22 protein-coding genes and 4 pseudogenes are annotated in these 25,340 nt (G+C 68.6%); 5 read left to right on the top strand and 21 right to left on the bottom strand.

Annotated elements, in window-relative coordinates; all coding sequences use genetic code 11:
* Positions 1 to 21 precede the first annotated feature (21 nt).
* The 3 genes from LRS10_RS07490 to dnaA all read left to right on the top strand — a co-directional run bounded on the left by LRS10_RS07490 (position 22) and on the right by dnaA (position 3,142).
* Positions 22 to 801 carry an enoyl-CoA hydratase gene (locus tag LRS10_RS07490; protein WP_257836699.1) on the top strand — a complete coding sequence of 260 codons (780 nt, stop codon included), beginning with the start codon at positions 22 to 24 and terminating at the stop codon, positions 799 to 801.
* Positions 802 to 910: 109 nt separating this feature from the next.
* Positions 911 to 1,180 (top strand): 30S ribosomal protein S20, encoded by a 270-nt coding sequence (gene rpsT, locus LRS10_RS07485; RefSeq protein ID WP_257836698.1) that lies wholly within the window; start codon positions 911 to 913, stop codon positions 1,178 to 1,180.
* Between the two features lie 516 nt (positions 1,181 to 1,696).
* On the top strand, positions 1,697 to 3,142 hold the full coding sequence (dnaA, locus tag LRS10_RS07480) for a chromosomal replication initiator protein DnaA (RefSeq protein WP_374569625.1): 1,446 nt from the start codon (positions 1,697 to 1,699) through the stop codon (positions 3,140 to 3,142).
* Between the two features lie 56 nt (positions 3,143 to 3,198).
* On the opposite strand, the gene LRS10_RS07475 is transcribed toward dnaA, so the two are convergent.
* The 7 genes and pseudogenes from LRS10_RS07475 to LRS10_RS07445 all read right to left on the bottom strand — a co-directional run bounded on the left by LRS10_RS07475 (position 3,199) and on the right by LRS10_RS07445 (position 9,227).
* Positions 3,199 to 3,603 (bottom strand): HXXEE domain-containing protein, encoded by a 405-nt coding sequence (locus LRS10_RS07475; protein ID WP_257836696.1) that lies wholly within the window; start codon positions 3,601 to 3,603, stop codon positions 3,199 to 3,201.
* Positions 3,604 to 3,779: 176 nt separating this feature from the next.
* Positions 3,780 to 5,921, bottom strand: a complete 2,142-nt coding sequence (gene pnp / locus LRS10_RS07470; protein WP_257836695.1) for a polyribonucleotide nucleotidyltransferase — start codon at positions 5,919 to 5,921, stop codon at positions 3,780 to 3,782.
* Between the two features lie 242 nt (positions 5,922 to 6,163).
* Positions 6,164 to 6,433 carry a 30S ribosomal protein S15 gene (gene rpsO, locus LRS10_RS07465; protein WP_257836694.1) on the bottom strand — a complete coding sequence of 90 codons (270 nt, stop codon included), beginning with the start codon at positions 6,431 to 6,433 and terminating at the stop codon, positions 6,164 to 6,166.
* An 18-nt stretch (positions 6,434 to 6,451) separates the two neighbouring features.
* A pseudogene (gene truB / locus LRS10_RS07460) lies at positions 6,452 to 7,382 on the bottom strand (tRNA pseudouridine(55) synthase TruB).
* Complete coding sequence (rbfA, locus tag LRS10_RS07455) at positions 7,382 to 7,810, bottom strand: 30S ribosome-binding factor RbfA (RefSeq protein WP_257836693.1); 429 nt, start codon at positions 7,808 to 7,810, stop codon at positions 7,382 to 7,384. Before rbfA ends, truB begins: the two are co-directional and overlap by 1 nt.
* A 101-nt stretch (positions 7,811 to 7,911) precedes the next feature.
* A complete protein-coding gene (locus tag LRS10_RS07450) occupies positions 7,912 to 8,691 on the bottom strand; it encodes a dienelactone hydrolase family protein (protein ID WP_257836692.1) in 780 nt (259 codons plus the stop codon).
* Complete coding sequence (locus LRS10_RS07445) at positions 8,592 to 9,227, bottom strand: DUF2939 domain-containing protein (RefSeq protein ID WP_257836691.1); 636 nt, start codon at positions 9,225 to 9,227, stop codon at positions 8,592 to 8,594. The genes LRS10_RS07450 and LRS10_RS07445 overlap by 100 nt, the downstream gene beginning before the upstream one ends.
* Positions 9,228 to 9,291: 64 nt before the next feature.
* Between LRS10_RS07445 and LRS10_RS07440 the strand changes: the two genes are divergently transcribed.
* Positions 9,292 to 9,804, top strand: coding sequence for a GNAT family N-acetyltransferase (locus LRS10_RS07440; protein WP_257836690.1), 513 nt, complete (start codon positions 9,292 to 9,294; stop codon positions 9,802 to 9,804).
* Between the two features lie 57 nt (positions 9,805 to 9,861).
* On the opposite strand, the pseudogene infB reads toward LRS10_RS07440, so the two are convergent.
* The 5 genes and pseudogenes from infB to LRS10_RS07410 all read right to left on the bottom strand — a co-directional run bounded on the left by infB (position 9,862) and on the right by LRS10_RS07410 (position 16,441).
* Positions 9,862 to 12,875: pseudogene (gene infB / locus LRS10_RS07435) on the bottom strand (translation initiation factor IF-2).
* Between the two features lie 69 nt (positions 12,876 to 12,944).
* Entirely contained in the window at positions 12,945 to 13,610 is a 666-nt protein-coding gene (locus tag LRS10_RS07425) for an RNA-binding protein (RefSeq protein WP_257836689.1), read from the bottom strand.
* 21 nt (positions 13,611 to 13,631) lie between these two features.
* Positions 13,632 to 15,356, bottom strand: coding sequence for a transcription termination factor NusA (nusA, locus tag LRS10_RS07420; protein WP_257836688.1), 1,725 nt, complete (start codon positions 15,354 to 15,356; stop codon positions 13,632 to 13,634).
* Between the two features lie 13 nt (positions 15,357 to 15,369).
* Positions 15,370 to 15,915, bottom strand: coding sequence for a ribosome maturation factor RimP (gene rimP, locus LRS10_RS07415; protein WP_257836687.1), 546 nt, complete (start codon positions 15,913 to 15,915; stop codon positions 15,370 to 15,372).
* A 127-nt stretch (positions 15,916 to 16,042) separates the two neighbouring features.
* Complete coding sequence (locus LRS10_RS07410; RefSeq protein WP_257836686.1) at positions 16,043 to 16,441, bottom strand: GFA family protein; 399 nt, start codon at positions 16,439 to 16,441, stop codon at positions 16,043 to 16,045.
* Between the two features lie 234 nt (positions 16,442 to 16,675).
* On the opposite strand from LRS10_RS07410, the gene ppa reads away from it, so the two are divergent.
* Complete coding sequence (gene ppa / locus LRS10_RS07405) at positions 16,676 to 17,209, top strand: inorganic diphosphatase (protein WP_257836685.1); 534 nt, start codon at positions 16,676 to 16,678, stop codon at positions 17,207 to 17,209.
* A gap of 1 nt (position 17,210) precedes the next feature.
* On the opposite strand, the gene trmB is transcribed toward ppa, so the two are convergent.
* From trmB to miaB, 9 genes and pseudogenes are all read right to left on the bottom strand, one after another.
* Positions 17,211 to 17,885: a tRNA (guanosine(46)-N7)-methyltransferase TrmB gene (gene trmB, locus LRS10_RS07400; RefSeq protein WP_257836684.1), complete on the bottom strand. Its 675-nt coding sequence runs from the start codon at positions 17,883 to 17,885 to the stop codon at positions 17,211 to 17,213.
* A 10-nt stretch (positions 17,886 to 17,895) separates the two neighbouring features.
* Positions 17,896 to 18,258 (bottom strand): annotated as a pseudogene (locus tag LRS10_RS07395) (YkvA family protein); the annotation flags it as partial.
* An 8-nt stretch (positions 18,259 to 18,266) separates the two neighbouring features.
* On the bottom strand, positions 18,267 to 19,487 hold the full coding sequence (metK, locus tag LRS10_RS07390; protein WP_257836683.1) for a methionine adenosyltransferase: 1,221 nt from the start codon (positions 19,485 to 19,487) through the stop codon (positions 18,267 to 18,269).
* Between the two features lie 113 nt (positions 19,488 to 19,600).
* Positions 19,601 to 20,023: a helix-turn-helix domain-containing protein gene (locus LRS10_RS07385; RefSeq protein ID WP_257836682.1), complete on the bottom strand. Its 423-nt coding sequence runs from the start codon at positions 20,021 to 20,023 to the stop codon at positions 19,601 to 19,603.
* A 58-nt stretch (positions 20,024 to 20,081) separates the two neighbouring features.
* Complete coding sequence (gene lnt / locus LRS10_RS07380) at positions 20,082 to 21,659, bottom strand: apolipoprotein N-acyltransferase (protein WP_257836681.1); 1,578 nt, start codon at positions 21,657 to 21,659, stop codon at positions 20,082 to 20,084.
* Positions 21,660 to 21,667: 8 nt separating this feature from the next.
* Positions 21,668 to 22,558 (bottom strand): hemolysin family protein, encoded by an 891-nt coding sequence (locus tag LRS10_RS07375; RefSeq protein WP_257836680.1) that lies wholly within the window; start codon positions 22,556 to 22,558, stop codon positions 21,668 to 21,670.
* On the bottom strand, positions 22,551 to 23,015 hold the full coding sequence (gene ybeY / locus LRS10_RS07370) for an rRNA maturation RNase YbeY (protein ID WP_257836679.1): 465 nt from the start codon (positions 23,013 to 23,015) through the stop codon (positions 22,551 to 22,553). The genes LRS10_RS07375 and ybeY overlap by 8 nt, the downstream gene beginning before the upstream one ends.
* Positions 23,012 to 23,968, bottom strand: a complete 957-nt coding sequence (locus LRS10_RS07365; RefSeq protein ID WP_257836678.1) for a PhoH family protein — start codon at positions 23,966 to 23,968, stop codon at positions 23,012 to 23,014. The genes ybeY and LRS10_RS07365 overlap by 4 nt, the downstream gene beginning before the upstream one ends.
* Positions 23,965 to 25,309, bottom strand: a pseudogene (gene miaB, locus LRS10_RS07360) (tRNA (N6-isopentenyl adenosine(37)-C2)-methylthiotransferase MiaB). Before miaB ends, LRS10_RS07365 begins: the two are co-directional and overlap by 4 nt.
* Positions 25,310 to 25,340: the final 31 nt, after the last annotated feature.

Genomic DNA, 25,340 nt, shown 5'->3' with positions numbered 1-25,340 from the left:
CTCCAGCGAAGAGGGAGCCACATGAGCTTCGAGACCCTGATCGTCGAGAGCCCCAGCGCGGGCGTCACCCTGATCCGCCTGAACCGGCCCGAGGCGCTGAACGCGCTGAACAGCACCCTGCTTGGCGAGCTCTCCCGGGCGCTGGACGCCGCCGAGGCCGACGAGGCCGTCCGCTGCCTGGTCCTGACCGGCTCGGACCGCGCCTTCGCCGCCGGCGCCGACATCAAGGAGATGTCGGACAAGACCTACGCCCAGATGTTCGCCCTGGACTTCTTCACCGCCGCGGCGCGGCGGATCGAACAGTTCCGCAAGCCTATCATCGCGGCCGTGTCCGGCTTCGCCCTGGGCGGCGGCTGCGAGCTGGCCATGCTCTGCGACTTCATCATCGCCTCCGAGACGGCGAAGTTCGGCCAGCCGGAAATCAACCTCGGCGTCATGCCCGGCATCGGCGGCACCCAACGGCTGACCCGCTTCGTCGGCAAGTCCAAGGCTATGGACATGATGCTGACCGCCCGGATGATGGACGCCGCCGAGGCCGAGCGCGCGGGCCTCGTCTCCCGCGTCGTCCCGGCCGACAAGCTGCTGGACGAGGCGCTGGCCGCCGCCGCCAAGATCGCGTCCCAGTCGCCGCTGGCGGTGATGATGAACAAGGAGCTGGTCAACACCGCCTACGAGACGACCCTGACCGCCGGCGTGGCCGTCGAACGCCGCCTGTTCCACTCGCTGTTCGCCTTCGAGGACCAGAAGGAGGGCATGGCGGCCTTCGTCGAGAAGCGGAAGCCCGACTTCAAGGGGCGCTGAGCGCGGCGCAACTCGCCTTGACCCGGGAGCGCGGCTTGCGTATATCCGCGCCTCCAATTTTGCCCGCCCGGTTCCGGCCGGGCGCGATCCGTTTTGAGAGCTTAGACGAATGGCCAATACGCCCGGCGCCAAGAAGGCGGTCCGCAAGATCGCCCGCCGCACCGAAGTGAACACCGCCCGCCGCTCGCGCGTGCGCACCTTCCTGCGCAAGTTCGACGAGGCCGTGGCCTCGGGCGACGCCGGCGCCGCCAAGGCCGCTTTCGTCGAGGCCCAGTCCGAGCTGATGCGCGCCGTCAGCAAGGGCGTGGTCCACAAGAACACCGGCTCGCGCAAGGTGTCGCGCCTGGCCGCCCAGCTGAAGAAGCTGTCGGCCGCCTAAAGCTGCGGACGGGGGCCTTCGGCCCCCACCTTCACCGCTAGGATTTTGGGAAACAGCGTCCGGCTCCGGGCGCTGTTTTTTCGTGCGCGCCGGACCACGCTACGGTCACGTTTTCGCGTGCTCTCGACGCGGACTTCCATACGGGTTTTTCGGACGCGATTTCGGCTGTTTCCCGAGAGCAGAAACTGTACCGGGCGCCTGCGACCCGTGCGACCTCTGCGGCAAATCTGCTCAGCTTGCTGACCGGTTTTTTGGGCTTTCCCTTGGGCGCTAAGGGGCTGCTTGTGAGTCAACCGAAATATCCGTCGACAGCGCGAAGAATCACCGTTGACCGGCCACGGCCCCCGACTAGTCTCAGCGGTCTTACAGGCGTCTTTTAATGATCTCGCGGATCACAGCGGGACGCCGGCGGAGCACATGTGTTCGCCGGATAAGAGTCTGTTTGCGTTGGGAAAATTCGCTGGCTGGGGGTTCGGGGCCCGGCCGCGTCGTCGATGTTCGATGGGGTCGTTAGGGATGACGAGCAGGGGGGCTGCGGGAGCTATGGCAAGTGCGCCGGCAGGGGCCGTGTGGACGAAGACTTGCCAGGTTCTCAAGCACGAATTGGGAGAGGCCACGTTCGGTTCGTGGCTGGGTCAGGCCGCGCTGCGGGAGACCGCCGAGGAAGTGTGCGTGGTCGCCGCCACCGGGGTCGCGCGGGACTGGATCCGCCGCCATGCGTGGCGCCGGATCGGCGAGCTCTGGGCGCAAAACGATCCGTTGGGTCGCAGGCTGGACCTGAAGTCCAGGATGGAAGTGGAGTCCGCCGGCATGGCCGCCCATACGCCCATCCCCGCCCCGGCGGCGGCGAATGCGCCTGAGACGCCGCAGGTGTTCGAGGTGGAGGCGGAGGTCGCCGCACCCGTCGCCGCCCGCCAGGGACGTCTTCTGGGCCTTCAGGACCGCTTCTCCTTCGAGACCTTCGTCTCGGGTCCGGCCAACGAATTCGCCTTTGCCGTGGCCCGCCGCGTGGCCAACTGGTCGGACGGCCACTTCAATCCGGTGCTGTTCCACGGGCCCTATGGCTTCGGGAAGACCCACCTGCTGAACGCCCTGGCCTGGGAGGCCATGAAGAGCGCGCCGGACAGGCGCGTCGTGTATCTGACCGCCGAGCGCTTCACGACGACCTTCGTCAAGGCGATCCAGGACCGGCAGACCCAGGCGTTCAAGGACGACCTGCGCAACGCCGACCTGCTGCTGATCGACGACGTGCACTTCGTCGCCGGCAAGACCCAGACGCAGGAAGAGCTGTTCCACACCTTGATCGCCCTCGTCGAGGACGGTCGCCGGGTGGTGCTGACCGCCGACCGCTCGCCGACCGAGCTGTCCGAGATGGAGCCGCGCCTGCGCTCGCACCTGCAGGCGGGTCTCGTCTGCGGCATCGAGCCCGCCGACCGCACCCTTCGCCTGGGCATCCTGGAGCGCAAGCTGCAGACCCTGGCCACCCAGGGCCGCTTCGTGCCCGCGGCGCGCGGCGAGGTGCTGCAATTCCTCGCCGACCGGTTCACCGACAGCGTGCGCGAGCTGGAAGGCGCCCTGAACACCCTGGTGGCCCGCGTGGGCGGCGACATCGCCCGCCTGACGCTGGACGAGGCCCAGGGCATCCTCAGGCCTCATCTTTCGGTCACCGAGCGCAAGGTGACCGTCGACATGATCCAGAAGACCGTCGCCGAACACTATGCGCTGAAGCAGGCCGACCTCATTTCCGAACGCCGCGCCCGCGCGGTCGCCCGGCCGCGTCAGGTCGCCATGTGGCTGGCCAAGCAGATCACCACGCGGTCTCTGCCCGACATCGGCCGCCGCTTCGGTGGGCGTGACCATACGACCGTCCTGCACGCCGTGCGCCGCATCGAGGCCCTGAAGGCCGAAGACGCCGCCATCGCGCGCGACATCGACGTGCTGCTGCGCAAGCTGCGCGGCTAGCCCAGGCGACTTGGAGAGCGACGGAGGGCCCGCCGGCGAGGGCGGGCCTTTTGCGTTCAGCGCCGACGCGTCTGGCGGAGGGTGCGCAGGGCGAACAGGCCGACCGGCAGATTGATCAGCAGGGCGGTGGCGACGCCCGGGGCATAGCCGCCCAGCACGACCGCCGCCGGAACGTGCGGAAGCAGGATGTTCAACAGCAGTATCCATGCGAGGCCAGCGAGCGCCGTCCGCTTCAAGGGGCGCTCGGATCCTCCACCGGCCCAGGCCAGCATCGCCAGGCCGAGCAGCGTCGCGACGGCGAGCAGGCCAAGGAAGGCGCGCGGTTCCGGCGCCGCGCCCCAGTGGCCGCGGATGGCGGCATACATGCGGGGAACGGCCAGCGCCTCTTCCAGATTGTGCAGGACGAACGCCCCGCCCAGCAGGAGCGCGATGCGGGATCGAGGGCTGCGCACGGTGGCCATCCGACGAGCATACCCGAACGGCCCCGCCTAAAGCGAAGCTTCCGCCGCTCAGGGACGGAGAGGTGGCCGGACGGACGCGTCGTCCCTCGCCTGGGCATCGGCGTGGTTCTCGCGAAAAAAAAAAGGCGGCCGGATCGCTCCGGCCGCCTTCCGAACGCGTCCGTGACGTCCGAGGCCTACGCCTCTTCGGTCGCGGCTTCTTCCTTCTTCGACAGGTCCTCGCCGGTCTCCTGGTCGACGACCTTCATGGAGAGGCGGGTCTTGCCGCGGTCGTCGAAGCCCAGGAGCTTCACCTTGACCATCTGACCTTCCGACAGGACGTCCGAGACTTTCTCGACGCGCTGGTTCGAGATCTGGCTCACGTGAACCAGGCCGTCCTTGGCGCCGAAGAAGTTCACGAAGGCGCCGAAGTCGACGACCTTCACGACCTTGCCGGTGTAGATCGCGCCGACCTCGGGTTCCGAGGCGATCGACTTGATCCAGTCCTTGGCCGCGTCGATCTTCGACTGGTCGGCGGCCGCGATCTTGATCGTGCCGTCTTCGCCGATGTCGATCTTGGCGCCCGTCTTCTCGACGATCTCGCGGATCACCTTGCCGCCCGAACCGATCACTTCGCGGATCTTGTCGACCGCGATCTTGATGGACTCGATCTTCGGCGCGAACTCGCCTAGCTCGGCGCGCGGCGCCGTCATGGCCTTGTTCATCTCGCCGAGGATGTGGTCACGGCCGCCCTTCGCCTGCTCGAGGGCCTTCTTCATGATCTCCTCGGTGATGCCGGCGATCTTGATGTCCATCTGAAGGGACGTGATGCCGTCGGCCGTACCGGCCACCTTGAAGTCCATGTCGCCGAGGTGGTCCTCGTCGCCCAGGATGTCCGAGAGGACCGCGAAGCCGTCGCTTTCGAGGATCAGGCCCATGGCGATGCCCGAGACCGGCTTCTTCAGCGGGACGCCGGCGTCCATCAGGGCCAGCGACGAGCCGCAGACCGAGGCCATCGACGACGAGCCGTTCGACTCGAAGATCTCCGAGACCAGGCGGATCGTGTAGGGGAACTCCTCGTACGACGGCAGCATCGGGCGGATCGCCCGCCACGCCAGCTTACCGTGGCCGACTTCGCGGCGGCCCGGCGCGCCCATGCGGCCCGTCTCCCCGACCGAGAACGGCGGGAAGTTATAGTGCAGCATGAACTTCTCGTAGTACTTGCCTTCGAGGGCGTCGATCAGCTGCTCGTCGTCGCCGGTGCCCAAGGTGGCCACGACCAAGGCCTGGGTCTCGCCGCGGGTGAACAGCGCCGAGCCGTGGGCGCGGGGCAGGACACCCACTTCGCCGAGGATCGGACGGACTTGGTCGACGGTCCGGCCGTCGATGCGCTTGCCGGTCTCGAGGATCGAGCGGCGGACGATGTCAGCCTCCAGTTCCTTGAAGACGCCGATCAGCTTCAGCGGATCGATGCCGTCGGGATTGGCGTCCGACTTGGCGAACGTCTGGACGGCCTTGTCCTTGGCCGCAGACAACGCCGCGTAGCGGTCCGACTTCTTCATGATCTGGTAGGCGGCCCGCAGGTCCGCGCCGATCACGTCCTTCACCTTGGCCTTGAGGGCGTCGGTGTCTTCCGGCTGGAAGTCGAAGGGCTCCTTGGCCGCGTGTTCGGCCAGCTCAATGATCGCGTCGATCACCGGCTGCATGCCCTTGTGCGCGAAGGTCACGCCGCCCAGAACCACCTCTTCCGAGAGTTCCTTGATCTCGGATTCGACCATCATCACCGCTTCGGCCGTGCCGGCGACGACGAGGTCCATGGCGCTTTCCTTCATCTCGTCGAGAGTCGGGTTCAGCACGTATTCGCCGTTCACATAGCCGACGCGCGCGGCGCCGATCGGACCCATGAACGGGGCGCCCGAGATCACCAGGGCGGCCGAGGCCGCCACCATGGCGACGATGTCCGGATCGTTCTCAAGGTCGTGGGCCAACACCGTGGTGACGACCTGCACCTCGTTCTTGAAGCCCTTCACGAACAGCGGACGGATCGGCCGGTCGATCAGGCGGCTGGTAAGGGTTTCCTTCTGCGAGGGCGCGCCCTCACGACGGGGGAAGCTGCCGGGGATCTTGCCCGCGGCGTAGAACTTCTCCTGGTAGTTGACGGTCAGGGGGAAGAAGTCCTGACCCGGCTTGGCGCTCTTGGCGTACACCGCCGTCGCCAGCACCATGGTCTCGCCGTAGGTGGCCAGCACGGCGCCGTCGGCCTGGCGGGCCATGCGGCCGGTTTCGAGCGTGAGGGTCTTGCCTCCCCACTCGATCGTCTTGCGCTTGATATCGAACATTTTGGCTTCTTTCTCATCCCGCGGGCGTATTCCCGGCGGGGGCGGACAGGGCGTCGGACTTCCGAAATCCTCTCCAGTCAGACAGGCGGGGCGAGGATTTCGGTCGAACCCTCACGGATGGAAAGAGCGCCCGGCGTCCGGGCCGCCCTGGCCCGCCACGGTGTCCTCCGGCCTGTCTCGGAGGCGTGGCGGGAAATGCGTCGAGGGCCCGCCGGTGATCCCGGGGGCCCTCGGAAAACCAACTAGCGGCGCAGACCCAGCTTCTCGATCAGGTCCTGATAGCGAGCCGCGTCGGACTTCTTCAGGTGGTCGAGGAGCGAGCGACGCTGGGAGACCAGCTTCAGCAGGCCCCGGCGCGAGTGATTGTCCTTCTTGTGCGTCTTGAAGTGTTCGGTGAGGTTCGCAATCCGCTCGGAAAGGATCGCCACCTGGACTTCGGCGCTGCCCGTGTCCGCTTCGCCGCGGGCATGGGTCTTGATGAGTTCGGCCTTACGGTCCGCCGTGATCGACATCGGGTTTCTCCGCTCTGGTCAAAGGTTGAAGACGCGCGAGGGTTCGAGCCGTCCCGCACGCATCTCGCAGAGCGCCACCACCGATCCGCCCGATGTGGCCGAAACGGTGCGTTCGCCCGGGCGGAGCCGGGCTTTCACCTGTTCGACCTGTCGGGGAACGAGAACGATCGATCGTCCCTGCTTTAATCGGAAGGCGTCTTCGTCGGTCACGGCCAGCGCCGGGATGTCGTCCAGCGCGGTCTCGACCGGAAGCAGGGCCTCCGATTGGCGGGCCTTATGCCCTAAATCCTCAAGGATATCCAGCGTGACGGCGTTCTCCTCGGTGAACGCCCCCACTCGGGTGCGGCGCAGCTCGCTCACATGGCCGCAGGCGCCCAGCATGTCGGCCAGGTCGCGGACAATGGCGCGCACATAGGTCCCCCTTGCCGCACTCCACCTCGATGGTCACGTGATCGACGTCGTCGGCGGCGGCCACCCGCGCCGAATGGATCGTCACCGGCCGGGCCTCCAGCTCCACCGTCTCGCCCGCACGCGCCAGATCATAGGCCCGCTCGCCGTCCACTTTGATGGCCGAGAACGCCGGCGGGACCTGCAGGATCTCGCCCACGAACCTGGGCAGCACGGCCTCGACCTCCGCCACGCTGGGGCGGAGGTCGGACTCCGCCAGCGTCGCGCCCTCGCGGTCGTGGGTGGCGGTCGTGCGGCCCCACGCGATGGTGAAGCGGTAGGCCTTGTCGGCGTCCATCAGGAACGGGACGGTTTTGGTCGCCTCCCCCAGCGCGATCGGCAACACGCCGGTCGCCAGCGGATCCAGGGTTCCGGCGTGGCCGGCCTTCTGGGCATCGAAGATGCGCCGCACGCGGCTCACCGCATGGGTCGAGCCCAGGTCGTAGGGCTTGTCCAGGTTCAGCCAGCCCGAGATCGCCTGGCCGCGCTTCCGGCGCGCCATCAGTCCTCGTCCTTCCAGCTGTCCGAGGGCGGTTGAGGCGTCAGGTCCTGGCGCACGCGGGGATCGTCGAACAGCTTCGCCATCCGCGCGGCCTCGTTGAAGCTCTCGTCGTGGCGGAAGTGCAAGTCGGGCGTGAAGCGCATGTCGATCATGCGCCCAAGATGCCCGCGGACGAACTTCGAGTGCTTGTTCAGCGCCTTGACCACCTCGTCGGCATGCTCGCCGCCCAGCGGCTCCACGAACACGGTGGCATGGCGCAGGTCCGGGTTCACCCGCACCTCGGTCACGGTCACCGAGACGCCGGCCAGGGCCGGGTCGTTGATCTCCTCCTCGCGGAAGATCTCCACGAGGGCATGGCGGACCAGCTCGCCGGCGCGGAGCTGGCGCTGCGACGGCCCCTGGGGGCCCTTTGATTGGGGGCGTTTCATCTCTTCAGAACCTCACGGCCTGAGGGACGGATCGGACGTCCCCCTGCAGGCGAAGGGCGCGCTTCTAGGCGCGTGGGGCTCGGAAGTCCACCCCAGGGGACCTAGGCGCCCGTGCGCTCCCGGAAGAAGGCGATCACGTCCTGCTCGGCCTGCTTGGTCGGCCCGTCCTCGCGCAGGTTGATCGTGAGCACCGAATGCGGATGCGGAAGGCCGCCCGGCTTGGCGTGCTCGGGATCGATGCTCGTCGGCTCGAAGGCCTCGCCCAGCGCCTCGGCATAGGTGCGGAAGCGCGCGTCGGTGACGAAGGGGTCGCCCTTGAAACGAAGGCCCTTCACCTTCAGCCCCTCCTCGGCGTGGCGGCGGCGCGCACATGCGATCTCGTCCGGACCGGCGTCGATGGCCGCCTTGTCCCGCATCGGCAGCGACGGCTGCGAGAGCACCGGCGCCACCACCGACGGCTCGGTCACCATCGCCAGCGCGAAGCCGCCTGTGAAGCACATGCCGACCGCGCCCACGCCCTTGCCGCCGCACTCGGCGTGCGCGTGCCGGGCCAGCGCCCGCAGCCAGTCGACGATCGGACTCGACTTCCCGGATTTCCAGACGTTGAACTCGAAGCGGACGCAAAGTCCGCCCAGCATGGTCAGCAGGCTGCCCGGATGGTTCGCCGGCCGCCCCGGCACGCCGAACAGCACCGGACAGAAGACGGTCATCCCGGCCTCCGCCACGCGGTCGGCGAAGCGGATCACCTCGGGGTGCAGGCCGGGCATTTCGTGGATCACGATCACCGCCGGCCCCGAGCCGCGGCGATAGACATCCCGCGTCCATCGACTGTGGCGGAAGCGGGACGTCTCGTACTCGGAAAGCGCCTGTTGGTAGCCCATGCGGTCCCTCCCGTCCGGGACGAGCCTAGCGCGATCAGACCTTCAGCTTGAAGTCCTTCACCTCGCCTTCGAACCCCGAGAGCCGCCAGCGGCCGTCCGGTCCCTTGCGTGAAGTACAGCAGGCACGGGCCGCCCTTCGACCGCGTGGCGCAGATGCGGCCGTCCGGCATGGGCTTGAGCGCCTGGGAAATGGCCAGCGGGCCGGGGATCTTCGTCTGCGCCGTATAGCCGTAGTGCTCGGCCACGGACTTGAAGACGCTGGGTTGGACCAGCGTCTCGCCCGCCAGCTCGGCCAGGCCGGGGGCGAGGATGGCTGCCAACCCGCCCAGCCGGCTGTCCTTCGCCCCCTCGGCCACCAGGCGCCGCTCGATCTCGCCCTTCAGCGCCGCCCTGTCGACGTGGCTGTCGAAGGCCGCCTGGTCGTTGTCGCGGATGGAGATCAGCAGGGCGTGGACGTCGTTCGCCGCATCCAGCTTCCGCACCGAGGCGCAGGATGCCAACACCAGCGCCAGCAGGCTCATGAGGATGATGCGCAACGAAGAGCTCCTTCTTTCCGCCTCCCCTGACATAACGCGCGAGCGGCCGCTACAACACGCGCCCATGGCCGAACCGATCCTGATTACCGAGCGCCTGGCCTTCCGGCCCTTCACGCCCGACGACTTCGACCTGATGGCGCGCCTCCACCGCGACCCAGAAGTCGGCCGCTACTTCGGCGGCGTCTGGTCCGACGAGAAGGTCCGCGAAGCCGTCAGCGAGTTCGTGGCCGAACAGGCCGAGCGCGGCCACTCCAAGTGGCTGGCCTTCCGGCGCGACGGCCGCTTTGTCGGCCGGGCCGGCGTCAGCTTCTGGGAGCACACCGGCGAGCTGGAGCTCGGCTACGCCCTGCTGCCGGAGGCCTGGGGCCAGGGCCTCGCCACCGAGGCTGCTCGCGGGGTGGCGGACTTCGTCTTCAGGATCACCAGCGTGGACCACCTGATCGGCTTCACCCACCTCGACAACCTGGGCTCTCAGCGGGTGCTCGAGAAGATTGGCATGGTCCGCCAGCCCGACACCCACATCGGAGCCGGAGAGCCCGGCGAACTGAGCGCCGTCTACCGCCTGGAGCGGCCCTGATACGAAGAAGCCCCGGAGAGGTCCCCAGGGCTTCATATCGCTTGCAGCAGGGGCTGATTAGAGCGAACGCTTTACTTCTTCAAGATTGAAGCATTCGATCGTGTCGCCGGCCTTGATGTCCTGGAAGCCTTCGAAGGCCATGCCGCACTCCTGCCCGGACGGCACCTCGTTGACCTCGTCCTTGAAGCGCTTGAGCGTCTTGAGCACACCCAGCTCCAGGATGACGACGCCGTCGCGCACGATCCGGACGCGCGCGCCCTTGCGGACCACGCCCTCGGTGACGCGGCAGCCCGCGACCCGGCCGACCTTCGTGATGTCGAAGGCCTGCAGGACCTCGGCGTTGCCCAGGAAGGTTTCGCGCTGGATCGGCGCCAGCATGCCCGAGAGCACGCCTTTGATGTCGTCCAGCAGGTCGTAGATGATCGCGTAGTAACGGATCTCGACGCCCTCGCGTTCGGCGAGGTCGCGGGCCTGCTTCGAGGCTCGGACGTTGAAGCCGAGGATCGGCGCGCCGGCGCCCTTCGCCAGCATCACGTCGCTCTCGCTGATCGCGCCGGCGCCCGACAGGATGATCCGCGCGCGGACCTCGTCGGTGCCCATCTTGTCCAGCGAGCCCACGATGGCTTCCGCCGAGCCCTGCACGTCGGCCTTGATAATGACCGGCAGCTCCGAGACCTTCTTGTCGGCGAGCTTGGCCATCATGTCGGCCAGGGACGCGCCCTGGACCGGCGAGCCAACCTTCTCGCGCTTCACGCGGACGCGGTACTCGGTGAGCTCGCGGGCGCGGGCCTCGTTCTCCACGACGGCGAAGGGCTCGCCCGGATCGGGCGTGCCGTCCAGGCCGAGGATCTCCACCGGCACCGAAGGACCGGCTTCGCTCAGCTGCTCGCCGCGCTCGTTCAGCAGCGCGCGGACGCGGCCGAAGTTCGGGCCGGCCACGACGATGTCGCCGCGCTTCAGCGTGCCGCGCTTCACCAGCACGGTGGCCACGGCGCCCCGGCCCTTGTCCAACTTGGACTCGATGACCATGCCGTCCGCGGTGCGGTCCGGGTTGGCCTTCAGGTCCAGCACCTCGGCCTGCAGAAGCACCGCCTCGACGAGGTCGGTCAGACCCATCTTCTCGGTGGCCGAAACCTCGACCGCCTGGGTGTCGCCGCCCAGGCTTTCCACGACGATCTCGTGCTGCAGCAGCTCGTTGATCACGCGCGTCGGGTCGGCGCCCGGCTTGTCGATCTTGTTGATCGCCACGATGATCGGCGCGCCGGCGGCCCGGGCGTGATTGATGGCCTCGACCGTCTGCGGCATGACGCCGTCGTCGGCCGCCACCACCAGGATGACGATGTCGGTGGCGTTCGCGCCGCGCATCCGCATGGCCGAGAACGCGGCGTGGCCGGGGGTGTCCAGGAAGGTCACCGCCTGGCCGTTCTCCAGGCGGACCTGGTACGCGCCGATGTGCTGGGTGATGCCGCCGTGCTCACCCGACACGACGTCGGTGGAGCGCAGGGCGTCGAGCAGGCTGGTCTTGCCGTGGTCGACGTGGCCCATGACCGTGACCACCGGGGGCCGCGGCTCCAGGTGATCGTCGATATCCTCCGCGCCGATGAAGCCCTCTTCGACGTCGGCCTCCGACACGCGCTTCACGGTGTGGCCGAATTCGGTGGCCACCAGTTCGGCGGTGTCGTTGTCGATGACGTCGTTGATCTTCAGCATCACGCCCTGACGCATCAGGAACTTGATGATCTCGACGCCGCGGGTGGCCATCCGGTTGGCCAGTTCGCCCACGGTGATGACGTCGGGGATGACCACTTCGCGGGCGACGCGCGCCTGCTCCTGGACACCGCCTTTGCGCTTCTCGCGCTCACGCTCCCGGGCCCGCCGAACCGAGGCCAACGAGCGCATACGTTCGGCCCCCTCGCTGTCTCCGGCCACGGCCTGGATTGTCAGGCGGCCTTCGCGGCGGTTCGGCGCGCCCTTGGCGCGGCTGATGGCGCCTTTGCCGGCGTCGTTCGCGCGGCGGCGGTCATCATCGTCGCGGCGGTCCATGACCGAGCCGCCCGGACGCGGGGCCGAGCGCGTCGCGCGCTGGATTTCAGGCGTGGCCGGCGGTGCAGCCGGGCCGGTGCGCGGGCCGCGCGGGCCGCCGGGACCACCCGGGCCCCGCGGACCGCCGGGCGCCGGACGCGGCGCCAGCGCCGAGTAGCGCACGGTGCCGCCTTCCGGCCGGGCGCCCTGCGGGCGATCGCCACGGTTGTCCGGACGCGGGCCGCGGTCGTCGTCCCGGCGCGGCGGACGCGGACGATCGCCGTCGGCGCGCGGCGCCCGCTGGCCGAAATTGGCGTTCTCGAAGCGCCCGGCAGGGCGCTCCGGCCGATAGGTCGTCGTGGTCGGCCGATCGTCGCGGCGATCCGCCGAGGGCTGATAGGTCCGGGTCTGGCCGCCCTGCGGCGGGCGCGGCGCCGACGGTTGCGGCGAGGCCGGTCGCGGCCCTGCGGCGGCCTGCGGGGCGGCCGGGGCCGGCGGGGCTGCCGGGGCCTGGGGAGCGGCCGGAGCCTGAGACGCCGGCGCCTGGGGAGCCGGAGCCGCCGCAGCTGGAGCGGGGGAGACTGGGGCGCGGCCGGAGCCTGCGGAGCCGGAGCTTCGGCGGCCTTCGCGGCGGCCTGGCTCGCCGCCTGGGCGGCGCGAGCGGCTTCGGCCTCGGCGCGGGCGCGCTCCTCGCGGGCGCGGCGCTCGGCTTCCTGGGCCGCCTGCTGCTGGCGAGCCAGTTCGATGGCGCGTTGGCGCGCGGCGCGTTCCTCGGCCGAGAGGCCGTCGTTCGGTGCGCTCTGGGCGGGACGTTGGCCCTGCGGCGCGGGCGCCGCGGGCTTCGGGTCGAACTGGCGACGTTCCGCGTTGGACGGGGCGGCAAGGTTGCCGCTGGGCGCGGCGTGCGGGCGCGCGCGCTTGGTCTCGACGACCACCGTCTTCGTCCGGCCGTGACTGAAGCTCTGCTTCACGGTGCCCGAGCTGACCGAACCCGCGGCGCGCGGTTTCAGGGTCAGGGGCTTACGGCCGTTATTGTTCTCGTCGCTCATTCGCTCGCTTTACTCAGCAGTCGGGCGGATCCCGACCCTACGTCTTCAAACAGTTCGAGGCGGAAACCTCTACGGCTCCCGCTTCGCCTCGATAGGCTCCTCGCGCCAATCCTCAGGAAGGAGCGGACTGAACCCCTCCAGGCGCCTGGCGTCTTCGGCCCAGCGCTCGGCGGCTCGCCCCGCAAGGAAGGCGGTGTGTATCACATTCTCGCCGCCCAAGGCCAAACCCAATTCCTCGGCGGTGAAAAGGCCGAAAACCCGCGGCGCCGACTGCTGTTTCCGCGCCATCGCCATGATCTTGCGGCGACCATCGGCGGCGCCGTCGCGCGCCTCGATCAGCCACGCGGCCTTGCCGGATTGGATTGCGGAGGAGACCTTCTCGAACCCCGAGGTAATGTCGCCAGCCTTCCGCGCAAGGCCCAGGGCCGACAAAAGCCGGCGCCTGAGCAGCATTTCCACCTGATCGGCCAGGCCGGGCGACGCCTGGACCTTGGCCTTGGCCGCGCGGGCGAAAAGGCCCTTCTTCGCCGCCGTTTCGACCGCGACCCGGTCGGCCGCAACCCACAGGCCACGACCCGGCAGCTTGCGCGCCAGGTCCGGCACGACCTGACCCTCGGGCCCGACCACGAACCGGATCAGCCGCGCCTCGTCCATCACCTCGCCCGACACAATGTCCCGTCGCTCTCGCGACGCCTTGGCAAGGGTGGATGGGGCCTTAGCGGCGGATGCCTCCATGGTCGGTCACCTCACCCGACCTTAAGCGTCGCGAGCTTCGCCGGCCGCTTCGGCCTCGGCGACAGCATCTTCGGACGGCTCGGCGTCGAACCCGCCCTCGGCGAACTCGCCCTCGGGTGCCTCTTCCATCTCCGGCTCTTCCGGCGCCTCCACCCAGCCCATCACGATGCGCGCGCGCATGATCAGGAGCTCGGCGTCCTGGGCGTCCAGGCCGAAGCTCTCGAGGATGCCCGGCTCACGCACGCGCTCGCCGTTCTTGGTCTCGAACCAGCCGCGCAGGTCGTCTGGCACCAGGCCGGCGAGGTCTTCCACGGTCTTGATGCCGCCCTCGCCCAGGGCCACCGCCATCGGCAGCGTGATCCCCTCGATCTCCAGCAGGGCGTCGTCGACGCCGAGGTCGCGGCGCTTCTGGTCGTACTCGGCGGCTTCCTTGTCCAGGTACTCGCGGGCGCGGGTCTGGATCTCGTCGGCGGTGTCCTCGTCGAAGCCTTCGATGGCCGAGATCTCTTCCGCCTCGACATAGGCCACGTCCTCGACGGTGGCGAAGCCTTCGGTGACCAGCAGCTGGGCGATGACCTCGTCCACGTCCAGGGCTTCCTGGAACAGGGCCGTGCGCTCGGAGAACTCGCGCTGCCGGCGCTCGCTCTCCTGGCTCTCGGTCATGATGTCGATCTGCCAGCCGGTCAGTTGCGAGGCGAGGCGTACGTTCTGGCCGCGGCGGCCGATGGCCAGCGACAGCTGCTCGTCCGGCACCACCACTTCGACCCGCTCGTCTTCCTCGTCCATCACGACCTTGGAGACTTCCGCCGGCGCCAGGCCGTTCACGATGAACGTGGCGTCGTCCTGGCTCCACTGGATGATGTCGATCTTCTCGCCCTGGAGCTCGGCCACCACTGCCTGCACGCGGCTGCCGCGCATGCCGACGCAGGCGCCGACCGGGTCGATCGAGCTGTCGTTCGAGACGACGGCCATCTTGGCGCGCGAACCCGGGTCGCGGGCGACGGCGCGGATCTCGATGACGCCGTCATAGACCTCCGGCACTTCCTGCGCGAACAGCTTGGCCATGAAGCCGCCGTGCGCGCGGGAGAGCAGGATCTGCGGCCCCTTGGTCTCGCGGCGGACGTCGTAGATGTAGCAGCGGATCCGGTCGCCGATGTTGAAGTTCTCGCGCGGGATCGACTGGTCTCGGCGCATGATGCCTTCGCCGCGGCCCAGGTCGACGACGACGTTGCCGTACTCGACCCGCTTGACGGTGCCGTTCACAATCTCGCCGACGCGGTCCTTGTACTCCTCGTACTGACGCTCGCGCTCGGCGTCGCGGACCTTACCCATGACGACTTGGCGGGCCATCTGGGTCTGCACGCGGCCGAATTCGAACGGCGGCAGCAGCTCCTCGTAGACCTTGCCGACCACCGCATCCTTGTCGCGGCGCTTGGCGTCCGACAGGCGCAGGATGCCCGGCGGCTCTTCGAACGGCAGCTCGTTGCCGTCCTCGTCCACGCCGCCGCCGAACTGGGCGTCGTCCTCCACTACCGTCACCACGCGCTTGATCGTGGTCTCGCCGGTCTTGGCGTCGATGTGCACGCGAATATCGTGCTCGGCGCCGTAGCGGGCGCGAGCGCCCTTCTGGATCGCCTCTTCGATCGCCTCGATGACGATCTCCTTGTCGATCGCCTTCTCGCGGGCCACGGCCTCGGCGATCTGCAGGAGTTCAAGCCGGTTGGCGGAGATGCCGGTCAGGCTCATGGGGTTCGTCCCTCTACTCGGAAGTCTGTTGTTCGTCGGCGATGCGGGCAGCGCGCGTCTCGGCGCCCCGCTTCATCAGGTCATCGGTGAGCACCAGCTTGGCCTCGACGATCCAGGCGAAGGGGACGAGCGCCGTCTCCTCCTCGCCTTCCAGGTCGATGGCCACCTGGCCGTCCTCGGTCCCGGCCAGTACGCCGCGGAAGCGCTTGCGGCCCTCGGCCAGGCGGTCGAGCTCGAGCTTGATCTCGTAGCCCTCGTAGGTGTCGAAGTCCTTCAGCCGGGTCAGCGGCCGGTCGACGCCGGGCGAGCTGACTTCCAGCGTGTATTCGCCCGAGATCGGGTCGGCGGCGTCCAGCACCTCGGACACGGCGCGGGACAGCTTGGCGCAGTCCTCGACGTTCATGTCCCCGTCCTGCGGGCGCTCGGCCATGATCTGCAGGCGGCGCACGTTGCGTTCGCCGCCCATCAGGCGCACGCGGACGATCTCGTAGCCCGCGGCCTCGGCCACGGGATCGAGCATCTCCAGCAATCTCAGGTCCTCGGCGGTCTTCCCGCGCATGTAAGGCCCAGGCCTCCGGCAAAGAAAAAAGCGGTCGGGCCGGAGCCCGCCGCTTGAAGGCGCTATCCAGCGCGATCAGCGATGTTGGAGGGGAATATAGCGGACGCGCGTGGGTCTTGGAAGTCCCCTACCGTATCCGCTCGATCGGCCCTTCGGTCTCGATCCGCACCCAGGGATGCCGCCGCTCCTCCCAGACGCTGAACCCAGGCTCCGGAAAGCTCGGGTCGGCGAAGGCGCCTGTCGGCACGCTGATGATCCCAGGCCGCCGCTCGATGCGGTACCAGACGGTCACCCCACAGGTCGGGCAGAACGAGCGGGTGGACCAGTAGCCTTCGTCGCCGCGCCGCGTGTGCTCGCGCGCCTCGCCCGTAAGCCTGACCCGATCTTCCGGCCAGTGGGCCTGGGCGCCGAACACCGAGCCCGTGCGCCGTTGGCAGTCGAGGCAGTGACACACCGAGATCCGCATCGGCTCGCCCTCGCAGGTCGCCGTCATGGCTCCGCACTCACAGCTCGCCGTCCGGATCATTCTCGGCTCCCGCTAAAATCTTGGCTCGTTGCGGCATCATGAGGCGCAGTGAACAAAGTGGCAGCTCGGACCGCGATATTTTTGACAAGTGAACCCATCTGCAAGGCGCGTCGACGCGAGGCGTTCGGCGAGAGCTGCACCATTTGGCTCCCCTCATTCCTCGCGCCCCTTTACTCCCGACCGCGCATCGCCCACAGAGCGCGCCTCTGTGTGTCACCTGAAGGTCACCTCCCCATGGACCTCTCCAAGATCCCCGTCGGCGAGAACCCGCCGTACGACGTCAACGCCATCATCGAGATCCCGCAGGGCGGCGAGCCGGTGAAATACGAGCTGGACAAGGACTCCGGCGCGATCTTCGTCGACCGCTTCCTGCACACCGCGATGTACTACCCGGGCAACTACGGCTTCATCCCGCACACGCTCGCCGACGACGGCGACCCGATGGACGTGATCGTTGTGGGTCCGACGCCGGTGGTGCCGGGCGCCATCATCCGAGTCCGCCCGATCGGCGCCCTGATCATGCGCGACGAAGCCGGCGGCGACGAGAAGATCCTGGCGGTGCCGGTGGACAAGCTCCACCCATTCTACGCCGGCGTGGACTCCTGGCGCGCGCTGCCCGCCATCCTGACGGAGCAGATCGCCCACTTCTTCAAGCACTACAAGGACCTGGAGAAGGGCAAGAGCGTCGATATCGTGCGCTGGGCCGATCCGGAGGAGGCCGCCGATCTGATCCGCGCCTCGATCGAAGCCTACAAGGCCAAGGACTGACCTAGAGCCTGACGAAGTCGAGGAAGACGGGCGCGCAGTCGCCCAGCTTCTTCTCCTCATAGCGGGTGGTGACGTGGTCGGCCGGCGGGATCCGCCAGTCGTCCGCGCGCCCCGCGGCCCACTGGAAGCGGCCGTCCGCTAGGATCCGCTCCAGGCTCCAGTCCACGTAGTCGGCCCAGTCGCTGGCGAAGCGCAGCTTCGCGCCGGGCTTCAGCACCCGCGCCAGCTCGGCCACCGTGTCCGGCTGCACCAGCCGGCGCTTGTTGTGCCGCGCTTTGGGCCACGGGTCCGGGAACAGGATGAAGACGCGGTCGAGGCTCGCCTCCGGCAGCCGGGCGATCAGCTCGCGCACGTCGCCGTCGTGGACGCGGACGTTCTTCAGCCCCTGCTCGTCGATGTGGCGCAGCGCGCTGGCCACGCCGTTCTGGAACGGCTCGGCGCCGATGATGAGCACCTCGGGACGGCGGGCGGCCTGGGCGGCCATGTGCTCGCCGCCGCCGAAGCCGATCTCCAGCCACGCCTCGGCCGCGCCCGGCATCAGGTCGGCCGGCGTGAAGGACCCCTCCGGCGGCCGGATCGACGGCAGCAGGGTGTCCATCAGCGCGGCCTGGCGGGGCTTGATGACGCGCGACTTGATGCGACCGTACGACCGGAGCGGGGGGTGGTTGTCCGACATGGGCGCCCCTCTAGCGCAGGGCGCGCGCCGCGGCGAGGGCGAGGAGCGCCGCGCTGACAATCCAGAGCACGATCACCGCGCCCGCCGCCCATCGGCTCACCGGTCGCTGCGCTGCGGCCTCGGCGGCGGTGCGATGCTCGGCCATCACCTCGGCCGGGATGAGCCGTATCGCCAGCCACAGACCCGCCGGGACGAGGATCAGATCGTCCAGCAGTCCCAGCACCGGAATGAAGTCGGGGATCAGGTCGATCGGGGACAGCGCATAAGCGGCGACGGCCAGCGCAAGCGCCTTGGCGTGCCACGGCGTGCGAGGATCCTTTGCCGCCAGCCAGACGGCGTGGGTGTCACGCTTGAGCGCGCGCGCCCACGCCTTCAGGCCCATCAGGTCAGCTTGCGCAGCTCGTCGACGAGGTCGGTTTTCTCCCACGAGAAGCCTCCCTCATTGTCGGGCGTCCGGCCGAAATGGCCGTAGGCCGCCGTGCGGGCGTAGATCGGACGGTTGAGGCCCAGGTGCTGGCGGATCGCCCGCGGGGTCGCGCCGCCGATCAGTTCCGGCAGCACCTTCTCCAGCTGCGCGGGGTCGACCTCGCCCGTGCCGTGCAGGTCGACGTAGAACGACAGCGGCTGGGCCACGCCGATCGCGTAGCTGATCTGGATGGTGCACTTCCTCGCCAGGCCCGCGGCGACCACGTTCTTCGCGAGGTAGCGGCAGGCATAGGCGGCCGAGCGGTCCACCTTCGTCGGGTCCTTGCCCGAGAACGCGCCACCGCCGTGCGGGGCCGCGCCGCCGTAGGTATCGACGATGATCTTGCGGCCGGTGAGCCCCGCATCGCCGTCCGGCCCACCGATCTCGAACCGGCCCGTCGGGTTGATGTGCCACTTGGTCTTCCGGGTGATCAGGCCTTCCGGCACGACCTCCAGGACGTACGGCTTGATCACCTCGGCCAGGCGCTTCGGCGTGGCGATCTGGTCGCCTAGTCGCTTCTTGTGCTGGGTCGAGACGACGATCTGCAGGATCTCGGCCGGCTTGCCGTCCTCGTAGCGGATCGTCACCTGGCTCTTGGCGTCAGGCTCGAGCACGACGCACTCGCCCGACTTCCGCACCTCGGCCAGGCGCTTCAAGATGTTCTGCGAGTACTGCAGGGTGGCCGGCATCAGCTCGGGCGTCTCGTCCGAGGCGTAGCCGAACATGATGCCCTGGTCGCCGGCGCCCTCGTCCTTCTTGTCGGACGCGTCCACGCCCTGGGCGATATGGGCGGACTGTTCGTGGAGATGGCAGGCGTACTTCGCCTTCTGCCAGTGGAAGCCCTTCTGCTCGTAGCCGATGTCCTTGATCGCGGCGCGAACCTTTGGCTCCAGCGACTTCACGATCTCCTTGGTCAGCGCCTTGTTCTCGGCCTTCGACCCGCCCGGCTTGCCGGCGCGGACTTCACCCGCCAGCACGATGCGGTTCGTGGTGACCAGGGTTTCGCAGGCGACCCGCGCCTCCGGCTCGACCGACAGGAAGGCGTCGACAACGGTGTCGGAAATCCGGTCGGCGACCTTGTCCGGATGGCCTTCGGACACCGCTTCGCTGGTGAAGATGTAATTGGAACGGCTCAAGACGCTTAGCTCCGGGGCTTGGCGCGGCCGCACACCCCGGGCGGCCGTCGAACGGTCCGCAAGCCTATAAAGAAATCTTTATGTCCCGCCAAGCGGCCAAGGGACGCGGCGGGTCAGGCCCTAACGGTATCCGGCTCATCGGCCATGGCGCGAATGAGATCCAGGATCTTGCGCCGGACCCGCGCCTCCCGGATTCTGGGGAACAGGTGCGCCAGTTCCAGCCCCTCGTTGGAAAGCAGGAAGTCCTGGAAGGGCTCTGACTTGACCTGTGAGCCGCCATCGTTCCCGTCGCCCAGGCCTTCGTAGAAGTAGCCGACGTTGGTGCGCAGCACCTGGGCCATCTCCCACAGCTTGGACGCGCTGACCCTGTTTGTGGCCCGCTCGTATTTCTGCACCTGCTGGAACGTGAGACCTATGGAGTCGGCGAGCCGCTCCTGGCTCATCCCCAGCTCCTTGCGACGCATGCGGATGCGCAGGCCGACGTGCCGGTCCACAGGGTTCGGCGCGTCGCGATCGATCTCGACGAAAGTGTTCATGCAAGCCCCATAACGAAGCTCCGCCGAATCGCAACCATCCCGCGACTGCGTCAGATAATCACGGTCGACGAACGCGGCCCGCCCAAACCGCCAGCGCGGACAGCACGAGCATCGCCCCGAACGGCGCATCGCCCAGCCGGTGGTATAGTGTCGGGGCGAGCGGCGGCGGAAGCTTCGCATCGATCACGCCGAGTTCGCCGAGCCCCAGCCGCGCCCCTGGAAGCACGCGGCCATACCCGTCGATCACGGCCGAGACGCCGGTGGGCGTCGATCGAACGATCGGCAGGCCTTCTTCGATGGCGCGATAGCTGGCGAGGTTGAGGTGCTGTAAGGGGCCGCTCGTCCCGCCGAACCAGGCGTCGTTGGAAACATTCAGGATCCACGTCGGCCGGATTCCCTCGCGTCCGGCGCCGGCCCGAACGAAGCCGGGGAACAGCGCCTCGTAGCAGATCAACGGTTGCAGGGCCGGCGCGCCCCAGGGCGCAAGCGGCCGGGGCGGCGGACCGGCCGAAAAGTCTTCGGGCATGTGCACCAAGCTGCGAATGCCGAGCCGCGTGGCCAGGTCCCCGAGCGGCAGGTACTCGCCGAACGGCACGAGCCGGTGCTTGTCGTAGACGCCGGTGACCCGCAGGCCACCGCCCTCGCGCCGGAACGCCACCAGACTGTTGAAGTAGCGGACATCGGCCAAGCCATCCGCAGTCGGCGCGAGTTCGGCGCGATTGGCGCCCATCAGGAGAGTTTGCCCCTCCTGCAGCGCGTCCACCAGCAGCGGACCGTAGATCGATCCCGGGGCTATGAGGTCGTCAATAACGGCCGGTAACGCGCCTTCGGGCCAAACGACGATCTCTGGCGCCGCAGCAGCGGGCCGCCGGGTGAGACCGGCGTAGCTGTCGAAGATCAGCCGCAGGTTCTCCGGTTTCCACTTGTCCTTCTGATCGATGTCGGCCTGCACCACGCGGATGCGCGGCGCGTCGGCCGGCGCAGCCGGAAGCTCCCCGCGCAGCCGGCTCCAGCCGTAGCCGTAGAGGCCGGCGAGACCCGCCAGCGCCAGGGCCAACGTGGCGATCACCGGACTTCGACCGAGTCTGAAGCCGAACACAGCCGGCGCCGCGGCCACGGCCAGAGTGATCCAGGTGAGGCCGTATGCGCCGACCAGCGCCGCCCCTTGGGATGGCGCGCCGCCAGCCCGCCACGCCTCGCCAGGCAGGTTCCAGGGGAAGCCGGTGAGGACATGCCCACGAAGCCATTCGAAACCCGCGAAGCAGCCGGCGAACACCAGAACCTTCCAGGGGCCTTCCGGCCTGAGGGCACGGTAGACCAGCGCCGCAACGCCCCAGAACAGCGCCAGCCCGCCAGCCATGGCGACGATGCCGAAAGGCGCCATCCAGCCGTGGACCTTAACGTCCACAAGGAAGGGTTCGACGATCCACCAGGTGGATATCCCGAAGTAGCCGACGCCACCCAGCCAGCCGCGGAAGAAGGCCGAGCGCATCGGCCTTGGGCTGTCCGCCTCCAGCGTCGCGAGGATCAGCGCATAGCCGAGCAGCCCCGGCAGGAGGCCAAAGGGCGGATGGGCGAGGCCGGCGGCAAGACCACCCAGCAGCGCCCAGAGGCGGATAAGCCCGTTACGGTTCAAGACGTGGCTCAGGCCTCGGCCGGAGCCGCTGCAGGCGTCCGGCGCACGCGAACACGCTTAACCCGCCGCGGGTCGGCTGCGAGCACTTCGATAGAGAAGCCATCCGGATGGTCGATCCGCTCGCGCTTCTGGGGCACACGGCCCGCCAGAGCGTTCACCAGACCGGCGACGGTCTCGATTTCCTCGTCCAGATCTTCGGGCGCCAGGTCGACCCCTTCGCCGATGGCGTGTTCCAGCTCCTCGAGAGGCGCGCGGCCATCCGCGATCCAGCCGTCGTCGTCCTCGACGATCGGGCTAAAGCCGAGGTCACCCTCCTCGTCGTGCTCATCGGCGATCTCGCCCACGAGCTTCTCGAGCAGGTCCTCGAGCGTCACCAAGCCGTCGGTTCCGCCGAATTCGTCGATCACCAGCGCCATGTGCGTACGCCGCGTACGCATCAGAGCCAGCAGTTCGGCCGCCGCCATCGAGGGCGGCACATACAGGACCTTCCGCACCAACTGATAGCGGCCCTGCAGAATCTGGTCCTCAGGCTTGGGCTTGCGGGTCTTGCGCGCCAGCAGCTTGAAGACGTCCTTCACGTGGACGACTCCTACCGGCTCGTCGAGGGTGTCCTTGTAGACCGGCATCCGGCTGTGCTCGGCCTCCACGAACCGCGCAACGACCTCGGCGAAGCTGCTGCTGCGGTCCACGGCGACGATATCCGCCCGCGGTTTCATCACGTCCTCGATGCGCAGGTCCTGGAAGGCGCGGGCCTGGTTCACCAGTTCGCCGGTCGCCTCTGTCTCCGGCTCGGGCCCCGTGGCGTTGGCCGGCTCGGCCGCGCGACGGAAGAAGCCGACGAGGGCCATCAGCCCACGGCGGCGGCCCGGGCCGGGCCTACTCGAAGGGTCGTCAGTCATTCTCTCCCTCACCAGCCGCGTAGGGATCGGGGATACCCAGTCCGGCCAGGATGACGCGCTCGAGGCTTTCCATCGCCTCAGCCTCATCTTCGCTCATGTGGTCGTGTCCGAGAAGGTGCAACACGCCATGCACCACGAGATGCTGCAGATGGTGCGCCAGCGGTTTGCCCTGGTCGGCCGCCTCGCGCTCGCAGACCCCGAAGGCCAGAGCGATGTCTCCAAGGTGGTTCTCGGGGTTCGCTGCAGCCGGAAACGACAGCACGTTCGTGGGTTTGTCGTTGCCACGGAAGCGGGCGTTCAGGTCGCGCACGCCATCATCGTCCGTCAGCAGCAGGGTCAGGCCCTCGGCGTTCGCGCCGTTGCTGAGCAGCGCGGCCTCGGCGGCGCGACGTGTCAGGCCCTCGGCGTCCGGCAGGGTCGCGACCCAGGCGGGCTCCTCGACTTCGATGTCGATCAAACCGTCCGCCCGCGCTTCGCCGCATCGGCGTCATAGGCACGCACGATCCGCTCGACCAGCGGGTGACGGACCACGTCCTCAGACGAGAAGCGGACAACGCCTATGCCCTTCACGTCATCCAGCAGCCCGACGGCGTGGGCGAGACCGGAGTCCGCGGGATTCGGGAGGTCGATCTGCGTCGGATCGCCCGTCACCGCCATACGAGAGCCTTCGCCCAGCCGAGTCAGCACCATCTTCATCTGCGCCCGGCTCGCGTTCTGCGCCTCGTCGACGATGACGAAGGCGTGGCTCAGCGTGCGGCCGCGCAGAAAGGCGATCGGCGCCACCTCGATCTCACCCTTCTCGCGCCGGCGACGAAGCTGCTCAGCGCCCAGGATGTCGGTGAGCGCCTCCCAGACCGGCGCCATGTAGGGGTCGACCTTCTCGTTCATGTCGCCCGGCAGGAACCCTAGCCGCTCGCCGGCTTCCACGGCGGGACGCGAGACGATCAAGCGGTCAACGGCCCCCTGCAGCAGCATGCCCGCGCCGTGCGCCACGGCCAGGAACGTCTTGCCCGTGCCCGCCGGCCCCAGCCCGAAGACCAGCTCGCATTCGGCGAGCGCCTGCAGGTAGCGAGCCTGGGTGGCCGTCTTCGGGGCCACTTGGCCCCGACGACCGACCGGCAGGTTGGTGGTTCCTGGCGCGGCGGAACCGGCGCGGGCCTGGCCGATGGCGACGCGCACGTCGGCCTCCGCCACCTCCAGCCCCTGGTCGGCCCGGTCGGCGATCGTGTGCACCGCCTTCTTGGCCTGGTTGCGGCTCTTGGTGTCCCCGCTCACGGAGACGCCGCCGCCGGGTGTTTCGATCAACACCCCGAAGGCGTCCTCGATCAGGGCGGCGTGACGGCTGTTCAGGCCGGCGACCGCGCGGACGGCGTCGTCGGACAGGGCGATGAATTCGGGTGCGCGGCTCAAGCGGGTTCCAGTTCCAGCGCGCCGGCCAGACTGTTCTGGGCGGCGCTTTCAACCTTCACCGGAACGATCTGGCCCAGCATCCGATCCGGGGCGGTGACATGCACGGCCTGAAGATAGGGGCTCTTGCCCACCAATTGACCGGGGTGACGGCCGGCTTTCTCAAACAGCACGTTTAGCGTCCGACCCGTTTGCGCCCGGTTGAACGCCAGGCGTTGCTCGTCGAGGAGGGCGTTGAGGCGGGCCAGGCGCTCGTCCTTGACCTCCTCGGCGACCTGACCGGGCATGGCGGCGGCGGGGGGTGCCCGGCCGGCGGGAGTATTTGAACGAGAAGCAGGAGGCGTAACCCACCTCGCGGACCAGCTGCAGGGTGGCCTCGAAGTCGCTGTCGCGCTCGCCGGGAAAGCCCACGATGAAGTCGCCGGAGAGCGCGATGTCGGGACGGGCGGCGCGGATCTTCTCGATCACGCGGAGGTAGCTCTCGGCGGTGTGCGAGCGGTTCATCGCCCGCAGGATCTTGTCGGAGCCCGCCTGCACCGGCAGGTGCAGATAGGGCATCAGCGCCTCGACCTCGCCGTGGGCGGCGATCAGGGCGTCGTCCATGTCGCGGGGGTGGCTTGTGGTGTAGCGGATACGGTCGAGGCCCGGGATCATCGCCAGCCGCCGGACAAGGCCGGCGAGGCCGCCGTCACCGGCGTAGGCGTTGACGTTCTGGCCCAGCAGGGTGACCTCGCGGACCCCCTGTTCGGCCAGGCTGCGGGCCTCGGCCTCGATGTCGCCCGACGGCCGGCTCCATTCGCCGCCGCGGGTGTAGGGCACCACGCAGAAGGTGCAGAACTTGTCGCAGCCCTCCTGCACCGTGAGGAACGCCGAGACGCCGTTCGGCCGACGCGCCACCGGAAGGGCGTCGAACTTCTCGTCGGCGGCGAAGTCGGCGGCCAGCCGCTCGCCGCGGGCGCGGTGGGCGCGGGCGATCAGCTCGGGCATCTGGTGATAGGCCTGCGGCCCGACCACGAGGTCCACCGCCGGCTGCCGTCGCATGATCTCCTCGCCCTCGGCCTGGGCCACGCATCCGGCGACGGCGATGGTCATCCGCGGGCCGCCCTCGGCGAGGCGGTCGTCGCGCATCTCGCGCAGCTTGCCGAGCTCGGAATAGACCTTCTCGGTGGCCTTCTCGCGGATGTGGCAGGTGTTGAGCACCACCAGGTCCGCAGCCGCCGGATCGTCCGTCATGCCATAGCCCAGCGGCGCAAGGACGTCGGCCATGCGCTCGCTGTCGTAGACGTTCATCTGACAGCCGTAGGTCTTGATGTAGAGGCGCTTGGCGGGCGCGGTCTCGGACATGGCGGGCGTTATGGGGTCCGCGCGGCCCCTA

This window comes from Phenylobacterium sp. J426 (assembly GCF_024699945.1).
GTDB lineage: Bacteria > Pseudomonadota > Alphaproteobacteria > Caulobacterales > Caulobacteraceae > Phenylobacterium.
This window is presented reverse-complemented; position numbering and strand designations above follow the sequence as displayed.

Excerpts from the sequence above, each read along its gene's own strand:
- trmB (WP_257836684.1), bottom strand. The coding sequence starts at position 17,885 with ATGTCGGACAACCACCCCCCGCTCCGGTCGTACGGTCGCATCAAGTCG.
- LRS10_RS07385 (WP_257836682.1), bottom strand. The coding sequence starts at position 20,023 with ATGAACACTTTCGTCGAGATCGATCGCGACGCGCCGAACCCTGTGGAC.
- ppa (WP_257836685.1), top strand. The coding sequence starts at position 16,676 with ATGGACCTCTCCAAGATCCCCGTCGGCGAGAACCCGCCGTACGACGTC.
- LRS10_RS07440 (WP_257836690.1), top strand. The coding sequence starts at position 9,292 with ATGGCCGAACCGATCCTGATTACCGAGCGCCTGGCCTTCCGGCCCTTC.
- LRS10_RS07450 (WP_257836692.1), bottom strand. The coding sequence starts at position 8,691 with ATGGGCTACCAACAGGCGCTTTCCGAGTACGAGACGTCCCGCTTCCGC.
- rpsT (WP_257836698.1), top strand. The coding sequence starts at position 911 with ATGGCCAATACGCCCGGCGCCAAGAAGGCGGTCCGCAAGATCGCCCGC.
- rimP (WP_257836687.1), bottom strand. The coding sequence starts at position 15,915 with ATGCGCGGGAAGACCGCCGAGGACCTGAGATTGCTGGAGATGCTCGAT.
- rpsO (WP_257836694.1), bottom strand. The coding sequence starts at position 6,433 with ATGTCGATCACGGCGGACCGTAAGGCCGAACTCATCAAGACCCATGCC.
- LRS10_RS07475 (WP_257836696.1), bottom strand. The coding sequence starts at position 3,603 with ATGGCCACCGTGCGCAGCCCTCGATCCCGCATCGCGCTCCTGCTGGGC.
- pnp (WP_257836695.1), bottom strand. The coding sequence starts at position 5,921 with ATGTTCGATATCAAGCGCAAGACGATCGAGTGGGGAGGCAAGACCCTC.
- dnaA (WP_374569625.1), top strand. The coding sequence starts at position 1,697 with ATGACGAGCAGGGGGGCTGCGGGAGCTATGGCAAGTGCGCCGGCAGGG.
- LRS10_RS07425 (WP_257836689.1), bottom strand. The coding sequence starts at position 13,610 with ATGGAGGCATCCGCCGCTAAGGCCCCATCCACCCTTGCCAAGGCGTCG.
- LRS10_RS07375 (WP_257836680.1), bottom strand. The coding sequence starts at position 22,558 with ATGACTGACGACCCTTCGAGTAGGCCCGGCCCGGGCCGCCGCCGTGGG.
- rbfA (WP_257836693.1), bottom strand. The coding sequence starts at position 7,810 with ATGAAACGCCCCCAATCAAAGGGCCCCCAGGGGCCGTCGCAGCGCCAG.
- LRS10_RS07410 (WP_257836686.1), bottom strand. The coding sequence starts at position 16,441 with ATGATCCGGACGGCGAGCTGTGAGTGCGGAGCCATGACGGCGACCTGC.
- nusA (WP_257836688.1), bottom strand. The coding sequence starts at position 15,356 with ATGAGCCTGACCGGCATCTCCGCCAACCGGCTTGAACTCCTGCAGATC.
- LRS10_RS07490 (WP_257836699.1), top strand. The coding sequence starts at position 22 with ATGAGCTTCGAGACCCTGATCGTCGAGAGCCCCAGCGCGGGCGTCACC.